This window comes from Variovorax sp. 10L421 (genome assembly GCF_056395365.1).
Map to the genome: position 1 here is coordinate 197,070 of NZ_JBFTJJ010000007.1, position 17,352 is coordinate 214,421.

18 protein-coding genes and 1 pseudogene are annotated in these 17,352 nt (G+C 67.0%); 8 read left to right on the top strand and 11 right to left on the bottom strand.

Features of this window, described 5'->3' with window-relative positions:
* Positions 1–267 precede the first annotated feature (267 nt).
* On the bottom strand, positions 268–1,050 hold the full coding sequence (locus tag AC1DFC_RS12755) for a 4'-phosphopantetheinyl transferase family protein (protein ID WP_478179339.1): 783 nt from the start codon (positions 1,048–1,050) through the stop codon (positions 268–270).
* A gap of 235 nt (positions 1,051–1,285) precedes the next feature.
* Between AC1DFC_RS12755 and AC1DFC_RS12760 the strand changes: the two genes are divergently transcribed.
* Both AC1DFC_RS12760 and AC1DFC_RS12765 read left to right on the top strand, forming a co-directional pair.
* The gene (locus AC1DFC_RS12760; RefSeq protein WP_007836053.1) at positions 1,286–1,531 is read left to right on the top strand and encodes a hypothetical protein; all 246 of its coding nucleotides are present in this window, start codon (positions 1,286–1,288) and stop codon (positions 1,529–1,531) included.
* An 85-nt stretch (positions 1,532–1,616) separates the two neighbouring features.
* Positions 1,617–3,539, top strand: a complete 1,923-nt coding sequence (locus AC1DFC_RS12765) for a glycoside hydrolase family 15 protein (RefSeq protein ID WP_478179340.1) — start codon at positions 1,617–1,619, stop codon at positions 3,537–3,539.
* On the opposite strand, the gene AC1DFC_RS12770 is transcribed toward AC1DFC_RS12765, so the two are convergent.
* The 3 genes from AC1DFC_RS12770 to AC1DFC_RS12780 are packed head-to-tail and all read right to left on the bottom strand — an operon-like array spanning position 3,505 to position 5,599.
* A complete protein-coding gene (locus tag AC1DFC_RS12770) occupies positions 3,505–3,843 on the bottom strand; it encodes an EthD domain-containing protein (RefSeq protein WP_007836048.1) in 339 nt (112 codons plus the stop codon). The two genes, AC1DFC_RS12765 and AC1DFC_RS12770, sit on opposite strands and share 35 nt — an antisense overlap.
* A 43-nt stretch (positions 3,844–3,886) precedes the next feature.
* Positions 3,887–4,789 carry an NAD(P)-dependent oxidoreductase gene (locus AC1DFC_RS12775; protein WP_478179341.1) on the bottom strand — a complete coding sequence of 301 codons (903 nt, stop codon included), beginning with the start codon at positions 4,787–4,789 and terminating at the stop codon, positions 3,887–3,889.
* A 30-nt stretch (positions 4,790–4,819) separates the two neighbouring features.
* Positions 4,820–5,599 carry a glucose 1-dehydrogenase gene (locus AC1DFC_RS12780; protein ID WP_007836040.1) on the bottom strand — a complete coding sequence of 260 codons (780 nt, stop codon included), beginning with the start codon at positions 5,597–5,599 and terminating at the stop codon, positions 4,820–4,822.
* A 127-nt stretch (positions 5,600–5,726) separates the two neighbouring features.
* Here AC1DFC_RS12780 and AC1DFC_RS12785 point away from each other — a divergent pair, with 127 nt between their 5' ends.
* The 3 genes from AC1DFC_RS12785 to AC1DFC_RS12795 all read left to right on the top strand — a co-directional run bounded on the left by AC1DFC_RS12785 (position 5,727) and on the right by AC1DFC_RS12795 (position 8,636).
* A complete protein-coding gene (locus AC1DFC_RS12785; RefSeq protein WP_478179342.1) occupies positions 5,727–6,680 on the top strand; it encodes a 2-hydroxyacid dehydrogenase in 954 nt (317 codons plus the stop codon).
* A gap of 13 nt (positions 6,681–6,693) precedes the next feature.
* The gene (locus AC1DFC_RS12790; protein WP_478179343.1) at positions 6,694–7,767 is read left to right on the top strand and encodes an L-idonate 5-dehydrogenase; all 1,074 of its coding nucleotides are present in this window, start codon (positions 6,694–6,696) and stop codon (positions 7,765–7,767) included.
* Between the two features lie 143 nt (positions 7,768–7,910).
* Positions 7,911–8,636 (top strand): hypothetical protein, encoded by a 726-nt coding sequence (locus AC1DFC_RS12795; RefSeq protein ID WP_478179344.1) that lies wholly within the window; start codon positions 7,911–7,913, stop codon positions 8,634–8,636.
* Positions 8,637–8,660: 24 nt separating this feature from the next.
* On the opposite strand, the gene AC1DFC_RS12800 is transcribed toward AC1DFC_RS12795, so the two are convergent.
* From AC1DFC_RS12800 to AC1DFC_RS12820, 5 genes and pseudogenes are all read right to left on the bottom strand, one after another.
* On the bottom strand, positions 8,661–9,914 hold the full coding sequence (locus AC1DFC_RS12800) for a dienelactone hydrolase family protein (RefSeq protein ID WP_478179345.1): 1,254 nt from the start codon (positions 9,912–9,914) through the stop codon (positions 8,661–8,663).
* 19 nt (positions 9,915–9,933) lie between these two features.
* The gene (locus tag AC1DFC_RS12805; RefSeq protein WP_256220245.1) at positions 9,934–10,395 is read right to left on the bottom strand and encodes a flavin reductase family protein; all 462 of its coding nucleotides are present in this window, start codon (positions 10,393–10,395) and stop codon (positions 9,934–9,936) included.
* Positions 10,396–10,428: 33 nt separating this feature from the next.
* Positions 10,429–11,667 (bottom strand): annotated as a pseudogene (locus AC1DFC_RS12810) (styrene monooxygenase/indole monooxygenase family protein); the annotation flags it as partial.
* A gap of 14 nt (positions 11,668–11,681) precedes the next feature.
* Positions 11,682–12,920 (bottom strand): styrene monooxygenase/indole monooxygenase family protein, encoded by a 1,239-nt coding sequence (locus tag AC1DFC_RS12815; protein WP_007836034.1) that lies wholly within the window; start codon positions 12,918–12,920, stop codon positions 11,682–11,684.
* A gap of 34 nt (positions 12,921–12,954) precedes the next feature.
* On the bottom strand, positions 12,955–13,746 hold the full coding sequence (locus AC1DFC_RS12820; protein WP_478179346.1) for an SDR family oxidoreductase: 792 nt from the start codon (positions 13,744–13,746) through the stop codon (positions 12,955–12,957).
* Positions 13,747–13,940: 194 nt separating this feature from the next.
* Between AC1DFC_RS12820 and AC1DFC_RS12825 the strand changes: the two genes are divergently transcribed.
* Both AC1DFC_RS12825 and AC1DFC_RS12830 read left to right on the top strand, forming a co-directional pair.
* Positions 13,941–14,945: an AraC family transcriptional regulator gene (locus AC1DFC_RS12825; RefSeq protein WP_478179347.1), complete on the top strand. Its 1,005-nt coding sequence runs from the start codon at positions 13,941–13,943 to the stop codon at positions 14,943–14,945.
* Positions 14,946–15,139: 194 nt separating this feature from the next.
* A complete protein-coding gene (locus AC1DFC_RS12830; protein ID WP_478179348.1) occupies positions 15,140–15,796 on the top strand; it encodes a dihydrofolate reductase family protein in 657 nt (218 codons plus the stop codon).
* Between the two features lie 256 nt (positions 15,797–16,052).
* Here the strand turns inward: AC1DFC_RS12830 and AC1DFC_RS12835 are convergent, their stop codons facing one another.
* Together AC1DFC_RS12835 and AC1DFC_RS12840 are read right to left on the bottom strand one after the other, a co-directional pair.
* The gene (locus AC1DFC_RS12835) at positions 16,053–16,346 is read right to left on the bottom strand and encodes a VOC family protein (protein WP_478179349.1); all 294 of its coding nucleotides are present in this window, start codon (positions 16,344–16,346) and stop codon (positions 16,053–16,055) included.
* Positions 16,347–16,426: 80 nt separating this feature from the next.
* Positions 16,427–16,843, bottom strand: coding sequence for a 4-oxalocrotonate tautomerase (locus AC1DFC_RS12840; RefSeq protein ID WP_478179350.1), 417 nt, complete (start codon positions 16,841–16,843; stop codon positions 16,427–16,429).
* Between the two features lie 99 nt (positions 16,844–16,942).
* Between AC1DFC_RS12840 and AC1DFC_RS12845 the strand changes: the two genes are divergently transcribed.
* Positions 16,943–17,352 (top strand): TetR/AcrR family transcriptional regulator (locus AC1DFC_RS12845; protein ID WP_478179351.1); only part of this gene is annotated, 410 nt, incomplete at its 3' end.

A 17,352-nucleotide genomic window follows, 5' to 3' on the forward strand; every position in this document is an offset into this window, starting at 1 on the left:
ATTTTCAAACGCGGATTATTTATTAATAGTAATAACAAGTTACTAATGAATTGAATGCTTACCATGAAAAGTTCCTTTGTCAATCGTAGATTTTGGTGGTAATGAACATCTGTTTCTCACAGGGGGAAAGAAATCGATAGCTCTTTTTAGTGCATCGATTTACTTGCGAGATATTTATGGAAACGATGTTCCATGGCGGCCATGCCGCTTGACAAAGCCCGCGATCAGCCTCGCGCGAAATTTGGAAGACCGTTCCGCCCCGGGGAATCAACCGCCCGGTGACCGGCGCGTCACCGCGCTCTGGAACTCTTCGACCGAGGCAAGCAGCGGCGATGCCTTCCAGCACACGAGTTGCACGCCTTCCGGTTGCACGCACTCCAGGCAGAGGGCCACGGCATGCGCGTTGTCCGGCTGGAGCTGCCAGAACCGCCAGCGCGCAGCTGAGTCGTCGAGGCCGTCCTCGAAGCCGACCGCCACCTCATGCGCGCCTTCGAAACTGAAGGAGAACCGGTCCAGCGGAAGCGACAACCCCATGCCGCGCGCCTTGATGTAGCTTTCCTTGAGCGTCCAGAGATCCCAGAACCGGGAGGGCTGAAGCTCGGCCGGAAGCTGCCGCAGCGCCTGCGCCTCGTCGGCGGAAAAGAACTGCTGCGCAATCTCCAGCGGGGCGGCCCTGGCCGTGTGTTCGACGTCCACGCCCACCTCGCGCTCGACCGTCAGCGCCACCACGATGAGCGAGGCGCTGTGCGAAATGTTGAAGCGAAGACGCTTCGCCTGCAGCAGCGCATTGGCGATCCGCGGGCGCCCATAGGCGTTGGTTTCGAACCGCCAGTCGCGCGGCGCGATGGGCGCGTAGCGGGAGAGCAGCGAGCGGATCAGCCACCGCGTCATGAGGTACCGGCGCCTGTCGCGGGCGAAGTGGAAGCGCCCGTGCTTTTCGCGCTCCTCGGGCGTCAGCAGGGCCATGGCTTCTTCGTGGGCGGGGGCGTCCTGGTCGGGAACGTACAGGTGCCACAGGTGGACCTGGCGCGAGTCGATCTGCAGTTGCATTCGCAATTCTTGCTTGATTTTTCAACTCGTCCGGCGGGTTCTTCAGCTGGGCTTAAGGTGGCCCGCCCATACTGGTGTCGACGGTCTGCTGGCGTTGGTAGAGGTCGCTCAGGCACCCGCCCATTGGTGGTGGTTCCTCGAGGCCGGCGATCGTCACATTTTCAGGAAAAGGCCCTTGGCACCGCTGGCTGGAAGATCGAGCCGCGGCTCCCGGAGAACTATTCTTCGATCTGCCATGACCCACGAATTCTCCGACTTCGATCTCCCCGAAGGCTGGACTTGCCAAGTGGACCTCAAGAAGGCCCCGGAAGGCACCTACGCCGGCAAGGCCGAACTCCGCCAGGGGCGGGTGCAGCGCTGCGTGTTCGTGCTGGCGCAGCAGCCTTCGCGCGAAGCCGCGCTCGAACGGGTCAGGTTCCGTGCGCGGTTTTTCGTGGACGAATGGATGACCCGGCCTGGGGGGCGTGATCCTCAGGCCTGACGCGCCCGCGAAAAGGCGTTGTCCGTCAGCAATCCGCGCCCGCCGCTGGCGTGCCTCGCCCGGGCGCGCGAAAAGACTCGGGCTCTTGTCAAAGAACCCCAAGCACCCCTCCGGACGGCTCCATGCCGACCGCCCCATCGGCGACTACGCGCTCATCGGCTCGACCCACAGCGCGGCGCTGGTGCACCGCGGCGGCGACATCGAATGGCTGTGCCTGCCGCGCTTCGATTCCGCGGCCATGTTCGCCAGCCTGCTCGGCGACGAGCGCAACGGGCACTGGACGATGCGTGCCAAGGACCGCAATGCGCGCATCGCCCGGCGCTACCTGCCCGGCACGGTGGTGCTCGAGACCACGATCCGCACGGCCAAGGGCGTGGCCATCGTCACCGACTTCATGCCCCGCCCCGCCATCGACGGCACGCACGAGGTGGTGCGCATCGTGCGGGGCGTGCGCGGCATCGTCGCCATGCACACCGAGTTCCGCATCCGCTTCAACTACGGCGAGTGGTGCCCGTGGATGGAGCGGCGCGACGGCGCGGTGTTCGCAACGGCCGGGCCCGACTCGGTGCGCATCAGCTCCGGCGTGCCGCTGACCAACGAGAACTTCGCGAGCTTTGCCGACTTCTCCGTGTCGGCGGGGCAGTCGATCGCGTTCAGCCTCGACTGGTTTCCGTCGCACCTGAAGCCGCCGGTGACGCGCGACGCCAGCGCGCTGCTGGCGCGCACCGTGATCGAGTGGAGCGCATGGACCGGGCGCTGCGGCTACGGTGGCGAGTTCCACGAGCCGGTGATGCGCTCGCTGCTCACACTCAAGGCGCTCACCTACGAGCCCACCGGCGGCATCGTTGCCGCGCCGAGCACTTCGCTGCCCGAGCGGCCCGGCGGCGAGCGCAACTGGGACTACCGCTTCTGCTGGCTGCGCGACGCGGCGCTCACGCTCTACGCGCTGATCGGCTCGGGCTATGTGGAGGAGGCCAGCGCCTGGCGCTGGTGGCTGATGCGCGCGGTGGGCGGCTCGCCCGAGGAGCTGCAGGTGATGTACGGCCTGCACGGCGAACGCTCGCTCACCGAACTCGAGCTCGGCTGGCTGCCGGGCTACGAGAACAGCCGGCCGGTGCGCATCGGCAACGGCGCGCACGGGCAGCGGCAACTCGATGTGTACGGCTCGGTCATCGCAGCCTTCCATGCGGCGCGCAAGGCCGGGCTGGCGGACATGGACAAGGTGTGGCCGCTGGAGCGCGCCATCGCGAAGCAGCTGACGGCGCTGTGGAAGGAGCCCGACTGCAGCCTCTGGGAAGTGCGCGGCGAGCCGCGCCACTTCGTGCACTCCAAGATCATGTGCTGGCTGGCCTTCGACCGGATGATCGCGAGCGCGACGGAATACGGACTCGAAGGGCCCGTGGAGCGCTGGCGCGAGGTGCGCGACGAGATCCATGCCGAAGTCTGCGCACGCGGCTACGACGCCGGGCGCAATTCCTTCGTTCAGTTCTACGGCGCCGACACGGTGGACGCGGCGCTGCTGTGGATGCCGCTGATCGGCTTCCTGCCCATTCACGACGCACGCGTGCAGGGCACCATCGCGCGCATCGAGAAGGAGCTGATCTTCAACGGGCTGGTGTACCGCTACCGCACCGAGAAAGGCGTGGACGGCCTCGAAGGCGGGGAGGGCGCATTCCTCGCGTGCAGCTTCTGGCTGTCGAACGTGTACGTGGCCATGGGCAGGCTGCGCAAGGCGCGGGCGCTGTTCAAGCGCCTGCTGGCACTGGGCAACGACCTGGGCCTGTTCGCCGAGGAGTACGACCCGGTGGCGCAGCGGCAGCTCGGCAATTTTCCGCAGGCGTTCTCGCACATCGGGCTGATCAACAGCGCGCATGCGCTGGTGTCGGCGGCCGGCGGCGTGTGGGAACTGGCGGACCTCGACGGCAAGGCGCAGCCGCAGAAGGCAAACAAGACGGCAAGGAAGAGGACGCCGCTCAGGCGGCCGCGAGCGCGAACTCCTCGGCGCTGAACACGGTGTGGAAGACCGTGCCGTCGAACATCTCGAAGAGCGTCTTCGAGACCTCGCGGCTTTCGTAGCGCACGGGCGAATCGAGCGCGATGGCGATGTCCTCGCGGCTCGCATAGCGGATCGACAGCACCATTGCCAGTTCGGGATCGCTCACGTCGCTTTCGAGCTGGCGCAGCACGCGCACCTCGAGCGCGCCGGGGAAGCGGGTCCACAGCGGCACGAGCTTTTCGTGCACGTGGCGGTCGAATGCTTCTTCCATGCCGGCCTTGACCCGGCCCCTGAAAAACGCGCAGCGGATGAACATGGGTGTTCTTCTTTCCTGGTTGAAATCCGTGGGTGCGGCCGCTTCAGCCGCGAGCGTAGCCGTCGAACTGCCGCATCATGGCCGCCGTGTCTTCGGCACCGAGCCCGGCCGCGACGAAGCTGCGGTGCAACTCCGAGACGGCGCCCGCCAGCGGCATCGGCAGGCGTTGGCCCTGCGAGAAGGCCTGCACCGCCTCGAGGTCCTTCAGCATGTTGTCGATGCGCCCCGTGGGCGTGTAGTCGCGCGCGGCCATCTTGGGGCCGAACTCGCGCAGGATCTGGCTGTCGGCGCGGCCGCCGGCCAGCGCGGCGGGCAGCTTCGAGGCATCGACGCCGCCGGCCTCGGCCAGCCGCACCGCCTCGGCCACGGCCTGGAAGCCGATGGCGCAGAGCAGCTGGTTGACGAGCTTGGTGGTCTGGCCCGCGCCGCTGTCGCCCATGCGGGTGTAGTTGGCGCACAGGCTGTCCATCACGGCGCGTGCGCGCTGCACGTCTTCGGCGCTGCCGCCGGCCATCACCGTGAGCTGCCCGAGCAGCGCCTTGGGCGCGCCGCCGGAGAGCGGTGCGTCGACGAAGCCCATGCCCGTGCGCTCGCGCAGCGACTGCGCGAGTCGGCGCGTGGACGGCGGGTCGATGGACGACATGTCGATCAGCAGCCGCTTCGCATCGGCCGGCGCGGCGGCGATGCCGGCCTCGCCGAAGATCGCGCGCTCCACCACCGCCGCCGAGTTGAGGCTGGTGATCACGAAGTCGCAGGCCGCCGCTGCCGCCTGCGCGGTGACGGCGGCCTGCGCGCCATGCGCCTGCAGCGCCGCGACCTTGGCCGTATCGGGATCGAACACGCTCACCCGGTGGCCGCATTCGAGCAGCCGGCGCGCGATGGCCGTGCCCATGATGCCCACGCCGATCACGGCCACGCGCTGGCTGGGGACGGTTGCGGTCGTCATGCGGGGGCTTTCAGCATGCAGTGCACGGTGCTACAGGCTCGCGGTGATGCCGCCATCCACATACAGGATGTGGCCGTTGACGAAGCTCGACGCGTCCGAAGCCAGGAAGATGGCCGCACCGCCCAGCTCTTCCACGTCGCCCCAGCGGCCGGCGGGCGTGCGGCCCGAGAGCCATGCCGTGAAGGCCTCGTCGGCCACCAGCGCCTGCGTGAGTTCGGTCTTGAAGTAGCCCGGCCCGAGGCCGTTGACCTGGATGCCGTGCTTGCCGAGGTCGATCGCCATGCCCTTGGTGAGCATCTTCACCGCGCCCTTGGTGGCGGCGTAGGGCGCAATGCCCGGGCGGCCCAGCTCGCTTTGCACCGAGCACACGTTGATGATCTTGCCGCGCTTGCGCTCGATCATGCGCTGGGCCACGAAGCGGCCGACCAGGAACACGCTGTCGATGTTCGTGGTGACTATCTTGTGCCAGGCATCGACCGGGAATTCGGCGAACGCGCCGCGGTGCTGCATGCCGGCGTTGTTGACGAGGATGTCGATGGCGCCGATGTCGGCTTCGATGGCGGCCACGCCCGCTTCCACCGCGGCGGCGTCGGTCACGTCGAAGGCCATGGCCTCGGCCGCGATGCCCTTGGCGCGCAGGGCGTCACGGGCGGCGGTGAGCGCCGCGGCGTCGCGTGCATTGAGCACCACGCGCGCCCCGGCGTTGCCCAGCGCCGCGGCCAGCGCGAAGCCGATGCCCTTGCTGGAGCCGGTGATGAGGGCGGTGCGCCCGGAAAGGTCGAACAGTTTCAAGGGAGGCTCCTGGTCCATGACAGCCGGATAAGTTACCGGTATCTTTTGTAGTCGTCAATGGGTAAAACCTGCGCTGGCGTTATTTCATGTTGGCGATTAAAGTTACCGGTATCTGATTGAATCGACATCCGCAGGAGAGACCCGCTTGACCGCTACCGCTACATCCCCGCACGTGCTGATGCCCGGCGCCTACCCGGAATGGGACATGGCGCCGATGCAGGCCGCCTACACGCTGCACCGCCTGTGGGAAGCGCCCGACCGGCAGGCCTTCATTGCGGAGCACGCGCCGCACATTCGCGCGGTCGCCACGCGTGGCGAACTGGGCGCGAATGCCGAGCTGATCGCCGCGCTGCCGAAGCTGGAGCTGATCGCCTGCTACGGCGTGGGCACCGACGGCATCGACCTCGCCGCCTGCCGTGCGCGCGGCATCCGCGTGAGCAACACGCCCGACGTGCTCAACGGCGACGTGGCCGATCTCGCCGTGGGGCTCACGCTCGCGCTGCAGCGCCGCATTCCGGCGGGCGACCGGTTCGTGCGCAGCGGTGCATGGGCCAACGGCGGCATGCCGCTGACCACGCGCGTCTTCGGCCAGCGCATCGGCATTGCGGGCTTCGGCCGCATCGGCAGCACCATCGCGCGCCGGCTCTCGGGCTTCGACGTGGAGCTGGGCTACTTCAGCCGCACGCCGAAGCAAGACAGTCCGCACCGTCACTTCGCAAGCTTGTCCGCCATGGCTGACTGGTGCGACGTGCTCATCGTCATCCTGCCCGGCGGCGAAGCCACGCGCGGCATCGTCAATGCCGAGGTGCTGCAGGCGCTGGGCCCGCAGGGCTGGCTGGTGAACGTGTCGCGCGGCACCACCGTCGACGAAGGCGCGCTGCTGCAGGCGCTGGAGGCGGGCGCCATTGCCGGCGCCGCGCTCGACGTGTTCCTCAACGAACCGCGCATCGACCCGCGCTTTGCCGCGCTCGACAACGTGGTGCTGCACCCGCACCATGGCAGCGGCACCGAACAGACGCGCCGCGCCATGGGCGAACTCGTGCGCCGCAACCTCGAAGCCCACTTCGCGGGCCAGCCCCTGGTCACTCCCGTTGCCTGAAGGAAGAAACATCATGCGTTTGCGTTGTATGTGCCTCGTGATCCACGCCCCCGACGATCTGCGCCTGGACGAACAGGACGCCGGCGAGATCGGCCCGGGCCAGGTGCTGGTGAAGGTCGGCATGGGCGGCATCTGCGGCTCCGACCTGCACTACTTTCACAACGGCGGCTTTGGCACCGTGCGCATCAAGGAGCCGATGGTGCTGGGCCATGAAGTGGCCGGCACCGTGGTGGCGGTGGCGCCCGGCGTGGAGAGCGTGCGCATCGGCGACAAGGTGGCCGTCAACCCGAGCCGTCCGTGTGGCGCCTGCAAGTTCTGCCTCGAGGGCCTGCCCAACCAGTGCCTCGACATGCGCTTCTATGGCAGCGCGATGCGCACGCCGCACGTGCAGGGCGCCTTCCGCAACATGCTGCTGTGCGAGGCCACGCAGTGCGTGAAGGTGGCCGAGCACGTGCCGCTGCGCCTGGCCGCGCTGGCCGAGCCGTTCTCGGTGGGGCTGCACGGCGTGTCGCGCGCCGGTCCGCTGCTGGGCAAGCGGGTGTTGGTGTCGGGTTGCGGGCCCATCGGCGTGCTGGCCATCGCGGCGGCGCGCGCGCACGGGGCGGCCGAGATCACCGCCACCGACGTGGTCGACGAGCCGCTGGCCATCGCGCGCGCCATGGGCGCCGACAACGTCATCAACGTCGCGCAGGACAAGGCCTGGGTGTCGCGCCATTCGGCCGACAAGGGCACCTTCGACGTGATGCTCGAATGCTCGGGCAACGAGCGCGCGCTGCGCGACGGGCTCGAGGTGATGCGCCCGCGCGGCGTGGTCGTGCAGCTGGGGCTGGGCGGCGACGTGAGCATTCCGCAGAACATGGTGGTGGCCAAGGAACTCAGCATCTGCGGCTCGTTCCGCTTCCATGCGGAATTCGCGCTCGCGGTGCGGCTCATCAACGAAGGGCGCGTCGACCTGTCGCCGGTGGTGACGCACACCTTCCCGATGCTGCAGGCGCGCCAGGCCTTCGAGCTGGCGAGCGACCGGCAGAAGGCGATGAAGGTGCTGATCGATTTCGCGGATGCGGGCGCCGAGGCTGTCGCGGCCTGACGGGGTCTTCCGCTGAAATCCTGAAGGAAGTTGTTTCGGGCATCGCTATTCCTACGTGAACTGGCGCAAGAGGCCGGCGGCGCGGCGCGAGCCACAGGCTCAGGTTGCTGCATATCGACGTTCAACAAAACGGAGGTATCCAGATGTCCAGACTCAACGACGAATGGAAGGTCGAGAAGCACGGCCCGCTTGAAATGCTCGGCGAAGGCTTGCACACCGTGGCGGGCGAAATCGTCATGCCGCTCGGCCATTTTCCACGCCGGATGACCGTGCTCACATTGCGGGGCCGGCGACTCGCCGTGTGGAGTGCCATTGCGCTGAGCGAGCCGCAGATGGCGCAGCTCGAAGCGCTGGGGTCGGTCGACTTTCTGATCGTGCCCGGCGCATCGCACCGCCTCGATCTCAAGGCCTGGAAGCGGCGCTATCCGACTGCGAAGGTTGTCTGCCCGCCCGGCGCGCGCGAAGCCGTGGCCGAGGCCGCGCCGGTGGATGCGATCACGGACGTGCTCGACGACCCGACCGTGGCGTTCCAGACCGTGCCGGGCGTCGGCGACAAGGAGGCCGCCCTGGTCATCCGGCGCGCGGACGGCACCTCGCTGGTCGTCAACGACATCATTGCCAACGTGCACCATCCAGACGGCCTGGGCGCCAAGGTGATGGCGCGTCTCATGGGCTTTGGCGTCAAGGAACCGCAGATGCCCTGGGTGGGCGAAAAGATGTTCGTCAAGGACCATGCGGCGCTGGCGGCTGCACTGCGTGCCTGGGCGGCCGAACCGGCGCTGGCGCGTATCGTGGTGAGCCATGGCGACGTGATCACCGAACGGCCGCGCGAGGTGCTGGAGAAAATCGCGGCCGACATTGCACAGTGAGGCGTGAAGTGCCGCGGCGTCCCTTCAAGCCCCGGTCGCCCCCTGACGCGTCATCAACGTATTCGACGGCAGCGTCTCGTCCAGCAGCTTGCGCGCCGTCTCGATGCCCGCCATCGGCAGCAGCTTCGCATCGAGCAGTCCGACCTGCACCAGCACACTGGCCTGGTCCCAATAGATGTGCTCGTGATAGAGCTTGTTGCCGCGGAACTTGATGACCGCGAGCAGCGGTATCTCCACGCGCTTTCCGGTCGGTTTGACCCCCGGCAGCATCCACGGGATCTCGGTGGTGTGCGTGAAGCAGAACAGCATCTCGTCGACCACCTGCGTAGCGCCCACTGTGCGCGAGATGGGCACCAGGGAGGTGTCGGGCGGATTGCTGTTGACGAAGTGGTTCGTATAGAACGCATGCAGCGCCTTGTAGCCCACGCCGCCGGTCATCGTGGGAATGTGGTTGACGTACGGCTCGGCCACCATGGTGCTCATCGTGTCGTCGACGTTGCGCGTGGCGAACTCGTATTCGCAGTGCTTGTCCCACAGCGCCGAGAGGTCGTAGTGCGGGCCGATGGCGTCCTTCAGCGTGGCGATGCTGCGCTCGTGCGCCATCAGCGCAGAAGGCTTGTGGAAGTGCTCGCCGCCGGCGCGCGCGAAGGCGTGGTCCATGCCCGGATACACGTACAGGGAAACGCCGGGGCGGCCCTTGAGCGTGGCGACGATGCGGTCGCGCGCCTCGGGCGGACAGAACTTGTCGAGCTCGGCGATGTGCAGCGTGAGCGGCCGCTTGATCCGGTCGGCCTCGCCGAGCGCGGCGTCGATGCCCACGCCGTAGTAGCCGACCGCCGCGTCCGCGTCGGTGCGGCATGCGGCCAGGTATGCGAGCTTGCCGCCGAGGCAGAAGCCGAGCACGCCGACCTTCCTGCCGGGCACCTCGGCGCGCGCGCGCAGCGCATCGATGGCGGTCTGCATGTCTTCCATGCCCTTGGCTTCGTCGAAGCCGCCGTAGAGCGCGAAGGCGCGCTGCCAGTCGGCCTCGCTGTAGCCGAGCTCCACGTTCGGCTCCTGCCGCCAGAACAGGTCGGGCACCAGCGCCACGTAGCCTTCTTCGGCATAGTAATCGGCCACCTCGCGCATGGTGTGGTTGATGCCGAAGATTTCCTGGGCGATCACCAGGCCGGGGCCCGTGCCCGCCGCAGGCAGCGCGAGGTAGCCGCGGAAGGTGCCGCTGCCGTCGGCGGCTTTCATTTCGATGTAGTGGCCTGAAGCCTGAGCTTTCTCTTGCATGTGGTTCTCCGTGTGCGTTCTATTGCAAACATTCCGGGTGCCGCGTCGTCACCTGGTAGTAGCCCGAGTGAAAGACCAGCGGCTCGCCATCGAAGCGGTCGTACCGCTCCACTTCGCCGATGAAGATGAGGTGGTCGCCCCCATCGTACTGCCGCACGTTGCGGCAGACGAATCGTGCGATGACGTCGTTGAGCAGCGGCACGCCTGCCGTGCCCTCGCAGCAATCCACGCCGCCGAACTTGTCGGCCTGCGGCGTCGAGAACTGGCGCGACAGGTGATGCTGGTGCGCCGCCAGCACGTTGATCGCGAAATGGCTGGCGCCGGTGAAATCCGCCACGCTCGGTGCGTTGCGGGCCAGGCTCCACAGCACCAGCGGCGGGTCGAGCGACACCGATGAAAACGAATTGGCCGTCATGCCCACGCGGCGCCCGTCGATGGCGCGCGTGGTGATGACGGTCACGCCGGTCGAGAACTGGCCCAGCGCCTTGCGGAAGTCGCGGCGGTCGAACCGGTCGACTGCCGCCTCGCGGGCCCTGGCTTCCAGGAAGCGGTCGGCCTCCGCGGCATCGAACCACCAAGGCGCGAAGGTGCGCGGATCGTCGAAGCCGTTGACCAGCGTGCTCGCCACCGGGGGCATGTGCGTGGCGCTCTGCAGCAGCTTGTGCACGTGGGGCAGGGGCGGCGCGAGCAGGCTGTGGGTCCATGCGGTGGCCCAGCGTGCATAGCCTTCCCAGTAGCGGTCGAAGGTCTGCTGCATCCACTCGGCATCGAATGGCGCGTCGCCGTGCTCGAGGATGCGCTTGAGACAGATGTCGGCGCTCTTGGCCGCGTTGTTCGAGCCCTGCCCGGTGATCGGGTCGTTGAGCACCACCACGTCGGCCAGGCCCAGCACCTTGCGCCCGGAAGGCAGCGTGGCCACCGGCTTGCGCACCGTCGGTGCGAAGCTGCCGACGAGCACGCCGTTGTCGTCGGCCAGTTCGATGTGCCGGCAGCGCTCGGCTTCCCAGGGCAGGAAGGTGTCGAGGATCCACTTGCTGCGCGCGAGGTGCTCCTGCGGTGTCTTCACGTCCGTCCAGCAATCCATAGGACCGCCGGGCACGCCTTCGAACACCATGATCTCGCAGGGCCCCGTGGTGGTCAGCGCAGGGAACACGAAGTACTCGCCGACGCCGGGAATCAGGTTGAAGCACACCCGCGCATACGGCTGCGCCGGCAGCATGCCCTTCACGTAGGTGAGGGCCAGCACGCGCTGCGGTGCGTCGAACGGGGAGCGCTCGGCATCGCGCTCGAACAGCTTCGAGATCTCGCCCTTGCCGCTGGCCACGACCACGAGGTCGTGCGTTTGCGCACATGCATCCAGCTCGCCGAGCCCCGCGTCCTGCAGCACGAGGCGGCCGCCTCGCTGCTCGAACGCATTCATCCATCCGGGGATCTTGATGCGCTGGTCGACCGACTGCGCCGGTCCGTCGAGCCTTGCGCTCCATTCGATGGCCTTGCCACCCTGCGGGTTGCGCACCGTCATGCCGATGCCTTCCACGCACGGGCATTCACCGGCCCAGAAGTCCAGACCGAGCTCGCGCTCGGTCTGCAGCGCGGTCTCGAACATGCACTGGCTGGACATGACCGGCCCTTCGAAGATCTCCCGCGCCGTGCGGTTCGAGAAAACCGTCACCTCGTGCCCGGCCCGTTGCAGGCCCAGCGCGAGTTGCATGCCGGACTGCCCGGCGCCGACGATGGCCACGCGTCTTGTCATACGCTGTACCCGCGTCAGGCGGCGGCCGCCCAGGTCTCGATGTAGCGGTCCGCCTCCACCGGGTCCGCGAACCACGGGAAGAAGGTGCGTGGATCGTCGAAGCCGTTGGCGATCGCGCTGGCCAGCGGCGGCATCGCACCGGCGCTGCCGAGCAGCTTGAGCACGTGGGGCGGTGGCGGCGCAAGCAGCATGTTGGTCCACTGCGTGACCCATTGCGAGTAGCCGAACCAGTAGCGGTCGAAGGTCTGCTGCATCCACGCCGCATCGCCGGGACCGTCGCCGCGCGCGAGGATGCTCTTCAGGTAAGAGTCGGCGCACTTGGCCGCGTTGTTCGAGCCCTGGCCGGTGATCGGGTCGTTGAGCACCACCACGTCGGCCAGGCCCAGTACCTTGCGCCCCGACGGCAGGGTGGCCACCGGCTTGCGCACGGTGGGCGCGAAGCGGCCTGCGAGGATGCCGTTGTCGTCGGTCAGCTCGATGTCACTGCAGCGCGCGGCCTCCCACGGCGTGAAGGTGTCGACGATCCACTTGCTGCGCGCGAGGTGCTCCTGCGGCGTCTTCACGTCCGCCCAGCAGTCCATCGGCCCGCCGGGCACGCCCTCGAACACCATGATCTCGCAGGGCCCCGTGGTGGTCAGCGCAGGGAACACGAAGTACTCGCCGACGCCGGGAATCAGGTTGAAGCAGACGGCCGAGAATGGCTCGCGCGGCGCCATGCCCTTCACGTAGGTCAGCGCCAGCGCGCGCTGCGGCTTGTCGTAGGGCGACTTGTGGGCGTCGCGCTCGAACAGCTTCGAGATGTCGCCCTTGCCGCTCGCCACCAGCGTGAGGTCGTGGCTTTGCGCGCAGGTCTCGAGCTCGTCGATGCCCGCGTCCTTGAAGACCAGTTCGCCGCCCTTGCGCTGGAACTCCGCCATCCATGCCGGGATCTTCACGCGCTGGTCGACCGACTGCGCGCTCGAATTCAGCCGGGCCGCCCAGTCGATGGCCTTGGCTCCCTTCTGCTCCGGATGCGGCACGGCCAGGCCGATGCCGTCCACCGTGGGGCATTCCTTCGCCCAATGGTCCAGCCCCAGGTCGCGCTCGATCTGCAGCGAGGTGTGGAACATGCACTGGCTCGACATCACCTTGCCGCTGCGTATGTCGTCGCCCGTGCGGTTGCTGAACATCGTGACCTCGTAGCCCGCGCCCAGCAGGCCGAGCCCCAGTTGCAGGCCCGACTGGCCCGCGCCGACGATTGCGATTCGCTTCATTGCCTTGCTCCTTGTCTGTTTGCTTGCTTGCCGGTCAGTCCATCAACCTGGGAATGGCGGGCACGGCCTGCTCCGGGCCCATGGCGGCGTAGCCGCCGTCCACTGCGTAGTCGGCGCCGGTCACGAAGCTCGCGTGGTCCGAGCACAGGAACAGCACCACCTGCGCCACCTCATCCGGATCGCCGACGCGCCCCAGCAGGTGATAGGGCGCGGCCACGCGATCGGTCTTGGCCCGGTCGCCACCGCTGAGCCGGTCCATCACGGCCGACCACGTCCAGCCCGGCGACACGCCGTTCACGCGAATGCGGTCGGGCGCAAGGTCCATCGCCATGTTGCGCGTGAGCTGCGCCATCGCGGCCTTGCTGACCGGGTAGAGCCATCGCCCCGTCTGCGCCACGCGCGACGAGATGCTCGTGAAATTGACCACCGCGCCGCCGCCTGCCGCGGCCATGTGCGGATGCACCGCCTGCAGCATCGCCACCGCGCTCGCCACATTCACGTTGAACGATGTGAGCCAGTCGGCGCGCGGCGACTTGAAGCCGTCGTCCAAGTACGAGCACGCGAGATTGATCAGGAAGTGCACGCCGCCGTGCCGCTCCACCGCCTGTGCAACGCACGCCGCCACCTGGGCGTCGTCGGTGATGTCGGTGTGTACGAAGCACGCGCCGGTGCCGAGCGAATCGGCCAGAGCCTGCCCGTTGCCGGCGTCGATGTCCGCGACCACGACCTTCACGCCGGCCGCGTGCAGTGCACGCACCACGCCGGCCCCTATCAATGTGGAGCCGCCGGTAACGATGGCGCTCCTGCCTTCGAGTCCCTTGAACATGACGCTTGCTCTCCTTGGTGGATCGACCGGGCCGGGTTGGCCCGTGGGTCGTACCTTAGGAGGCGAGGGGGCGCCGGCGCATCCCGCAAGCGCAGGCCCTGTCCCTGGCGCGCATGTTTTTGCCGAGGGGCGATCCGAATTGTGGGCTGGGATGCTTTTTGCTAGGGTGGCCTGGCCCCATGGAAACCGCTGCCATGACCCCCCGGCTGCCGCTGCAGCGTTATCGATTGTTCGAGAGCCACGACATGGACGAGGCGCGCGAAAGCGTGGCCCGCGTGTTCTGCCCGCACGGCCTGACCATGCTGCGGCCCCGCACCGAGCTCGACGCCTGCCACCACAGCGCGCGCCTGCACCGTGACGTGAGCCTCAACTACGTGCAGTACGGCCCGGGCGTGCAGATCGAGCCGGGCTATCTGCAGGATTTCTTCCTGTTGCAGATTCCGTTGCGCGGCGGCGCCGAAATCCGCTGCGGTGCGCAGCGGATCGACGCCACGCCCAGCCTTGCCTCGCTGCCGTCGCCGACCGAGCCGCTCTCCATGCGCTGGGCCGACGACAGCCCGCACCTGATCGTGCGGCTGGCCCGGGCGGCGCTGCTGTCGCGGCTCGAGTCGATGCTGCAGGCGCCCGTGCGGCAGGCGCTGGTGTTCGACCTCGGCGTGCCGCTCGACAACCCGGCGCTCGCGCCGCTGGTGCACTTCATCGACTACCTGCGGCTCACGCTCGAAGCCAGCGGCAATGCGCTACAGGCCGGCAGCCGCCTTGCAGAGCACGCCGAGGAATACCTGATGTCCAGCCTGCTGATGTCGGCCGGCCACAATCACTCGCGTGCCCTGGCCAGCGATGCGCAACGCAGCCTGCTGCCGCGCGCCGTGCGAAGGGCGCAGGATTTCATGGCGGCGCATGCCGATCAGCCCTTGTCGCTGGCCGACATATGCAGCGAAGTCGGTTGCAGCGCGCGTGCGCTGCAGCTGGCGTTTCGCCAGCACGCGGACCAGGGGCCGATGGAATTCATGCGGGAGCTCAGGCTCGACAGGGTGCGGGCCGAGCTGCTCGTGTCGGCGGCAAGCAATGGCGGCGGCGTACGTGAAGCCGCGGAGAAATACGGCTTTCTGCACCTGGGCCATTTCGCTGCGCAGTACCGTGCACGCTTTGGGGAGCGGCCGTCGGAGACTCTGGCGCGCGGAGCGGTGGGGCGCTGAGGGAGTTCTGCGGGGCGCGCGCTCAAGGGCGGCTGTTCCGGTAGAACGTTCCTGCGACTCAGCCGAAGATGAGGAGCGAGCGTTGCAGTCATCTCCACTGCCGCGTTCTCCTTCGCGAACTTTGCCGCCAGCCTTGTTGCCCCCGTTGGGCGCCGCCGGCGCTAAACTGCGGCTGTTTTTTTGGGAGACGCTCCATGACCCGATTGCTCGTGCGCAGCTTCGGCGTTTCGCTCGACGGCTTCGCGGCCGGCCCGGACCAGAGCCTGGAGAACCCGCTTGGCGTTCGCGGTCCCGAACTCATGGACTGGTTCTTTCCTACGCGCGTCTGGCAGCAGATGCACAAGACGGGCGAGGCCAACGGCGAGATCGGCATCGACAACGAGATCGCCGAACAAGGCTTCGCCGGAATAGGTGCATGGATCCTCGGGCGCAACATGTTCGGGCCGGTGCGCGGTCCTTGGCCCGACGAGAGCTGGAAAGGCTGGTGGGGCGACGAGCCCCCATACCACGTGCCGGTCTTCGTGCTGACCCACCATGCCCGCGCGCCATTGACGCTGCAGGGCGGAACCACCTTCCACTTCGTCACTGGCGGCATCCATGAGGCGCTGGCGCTGGCGCAAGCCGCCGCGGGTGCGCGCGACGTACGCGTGGGCGGCGGCGTGGCCACCGTGCGCGAATACTTGAAGGCCGGGCTGATCGACGAACTGCACCTGGCCGTACGGCCAGTGCTGCTGGGTAAGGGCGAGGCGCTGTTCGCAGGCCTGGACCTGCCGGCGCTGGGCTACCGCTGCGAACGGCAGGTGGCAGGCGAGCGAGCCACGCATGTGTTCCTGCGCCGCAGCGCGCCTTGATGTGGGAGCCGCGGCTTAAATGTCGACAGGATCTTGTCACGTCATCTGCCGAACGCCCGCTCCTGGCCGAACGCGGCAATTATTTTGGAGCGAAATGTGCCGCCAGTCCGCCCACAGTGAATGACGGGTTCGGATCACATTGCGCCGGCTGCAGCCGAAGGGTTGCCGGCGACTGGGGCCGTTGCCGATCGTCGGCTTGCTCCGAAGGAGACCTTGACCAAGAAGGCCGTGCTCGACAGGTGCGCTGCCAACGATCTCACTCAGCGCAATTCAACATCCACTGAACACCGAAACGATCGGTCAATTTGCCGTAGTAGTCGCCCCAGGACTGGATGCCCAAAGGGGTCGTGATTGTCCCGCCGGCACCCAGAGCCAGGAAGAGCTTGTCCGTGGAATCTCGGTCGTCCATCGCGAGCAAGTGCGCGGAGCCCCGCATCGGCTCAGCGTCTTCGTTGTCTGAGGCATAGAAGAGCAGGCCTGGCCCCTCAGTGTAGAAAGACAGAGCCTGATCGCAGGTTGTGGTGAAGAACAGATAGTTCGAGAGTTGCATGATGGCGTAGTTGGATGTGCACGGGGCTACGACAAGGTCCGCACCGCTCCGGGAGACCGTGTTGCTGCCCCGCGGATGTGTCAGGMCGAAGCGGCCCCTTCGCCGAGCTGCGCATTGGTGAGGGCCGTCCCGGCAATGCCCCAGGCCCCGTCCACSGCGTGCACCACGTTGACCCATATGCGCTCCTTCGGGTGGTGCGCGCCAGACAGYTCATGAATGATGCTCGTGGCTTCTTCGATGTAGCCGACTTGCACATCCCGACTGGCGAACGCGAAGGATGGAACCTTCCATTCGACGAAGGCCACGGAGGCCTCCTTTGATCCGGAGTACGTGTGCTCCTTCGGCAAGACGTGAATCGAGCCAACGATGTTGGGCGTCAACGCCTTGTTTCCTGTAAGGCCGTGCCACTTGAGCATGGCATCGGACAGGCGRCTGAACGCGACTTTCTCCTGGCCTTTGGGGAGAACGCCTTCGGTGAGGGTGAGCGTAAGTGGCATGGGTACTCCAAGTGRAAGGAACGGTGTCGACTCACACGCTGCGATCTGCAGGGCATTTCAAGTAACGACCGTTATTCGATAATACATAACGATCGTGTTTTGAACAACTACAATCGTCGACTTCACATGTCGAAGGAGTTCCTCGTGTCAAGGTCCGAACAGAAGGTGCAGACGCGGCAGCGCATCCTGGAGGGCGCAGGTCGCGGGTTTCGCAAAGCCGGATTCGGCGGGATCGGGGTGGACGGCCTGGCGAAGGAAGCAGGCCTGACATCGGGTGCTTTCTACGTTCATTTCGACTCRAAGGCTGACGCATTCCGAGAGTCGGTCGCACAAGGCATGGCCGAATTGCGAGGTGGCGTGCTGTACTTTCAAGAAAAGCACGGACGCGCTTGGTGGGCGGAGTTTGTGCGCTTCTACCTCAGCGCGAAGCGCACCTGTGACCTGTCAGAGAGCTGCACGCTGCAGACGATGCCGGCGGAAGTGGCACGATCGGACGAAGCCTCCCGTAC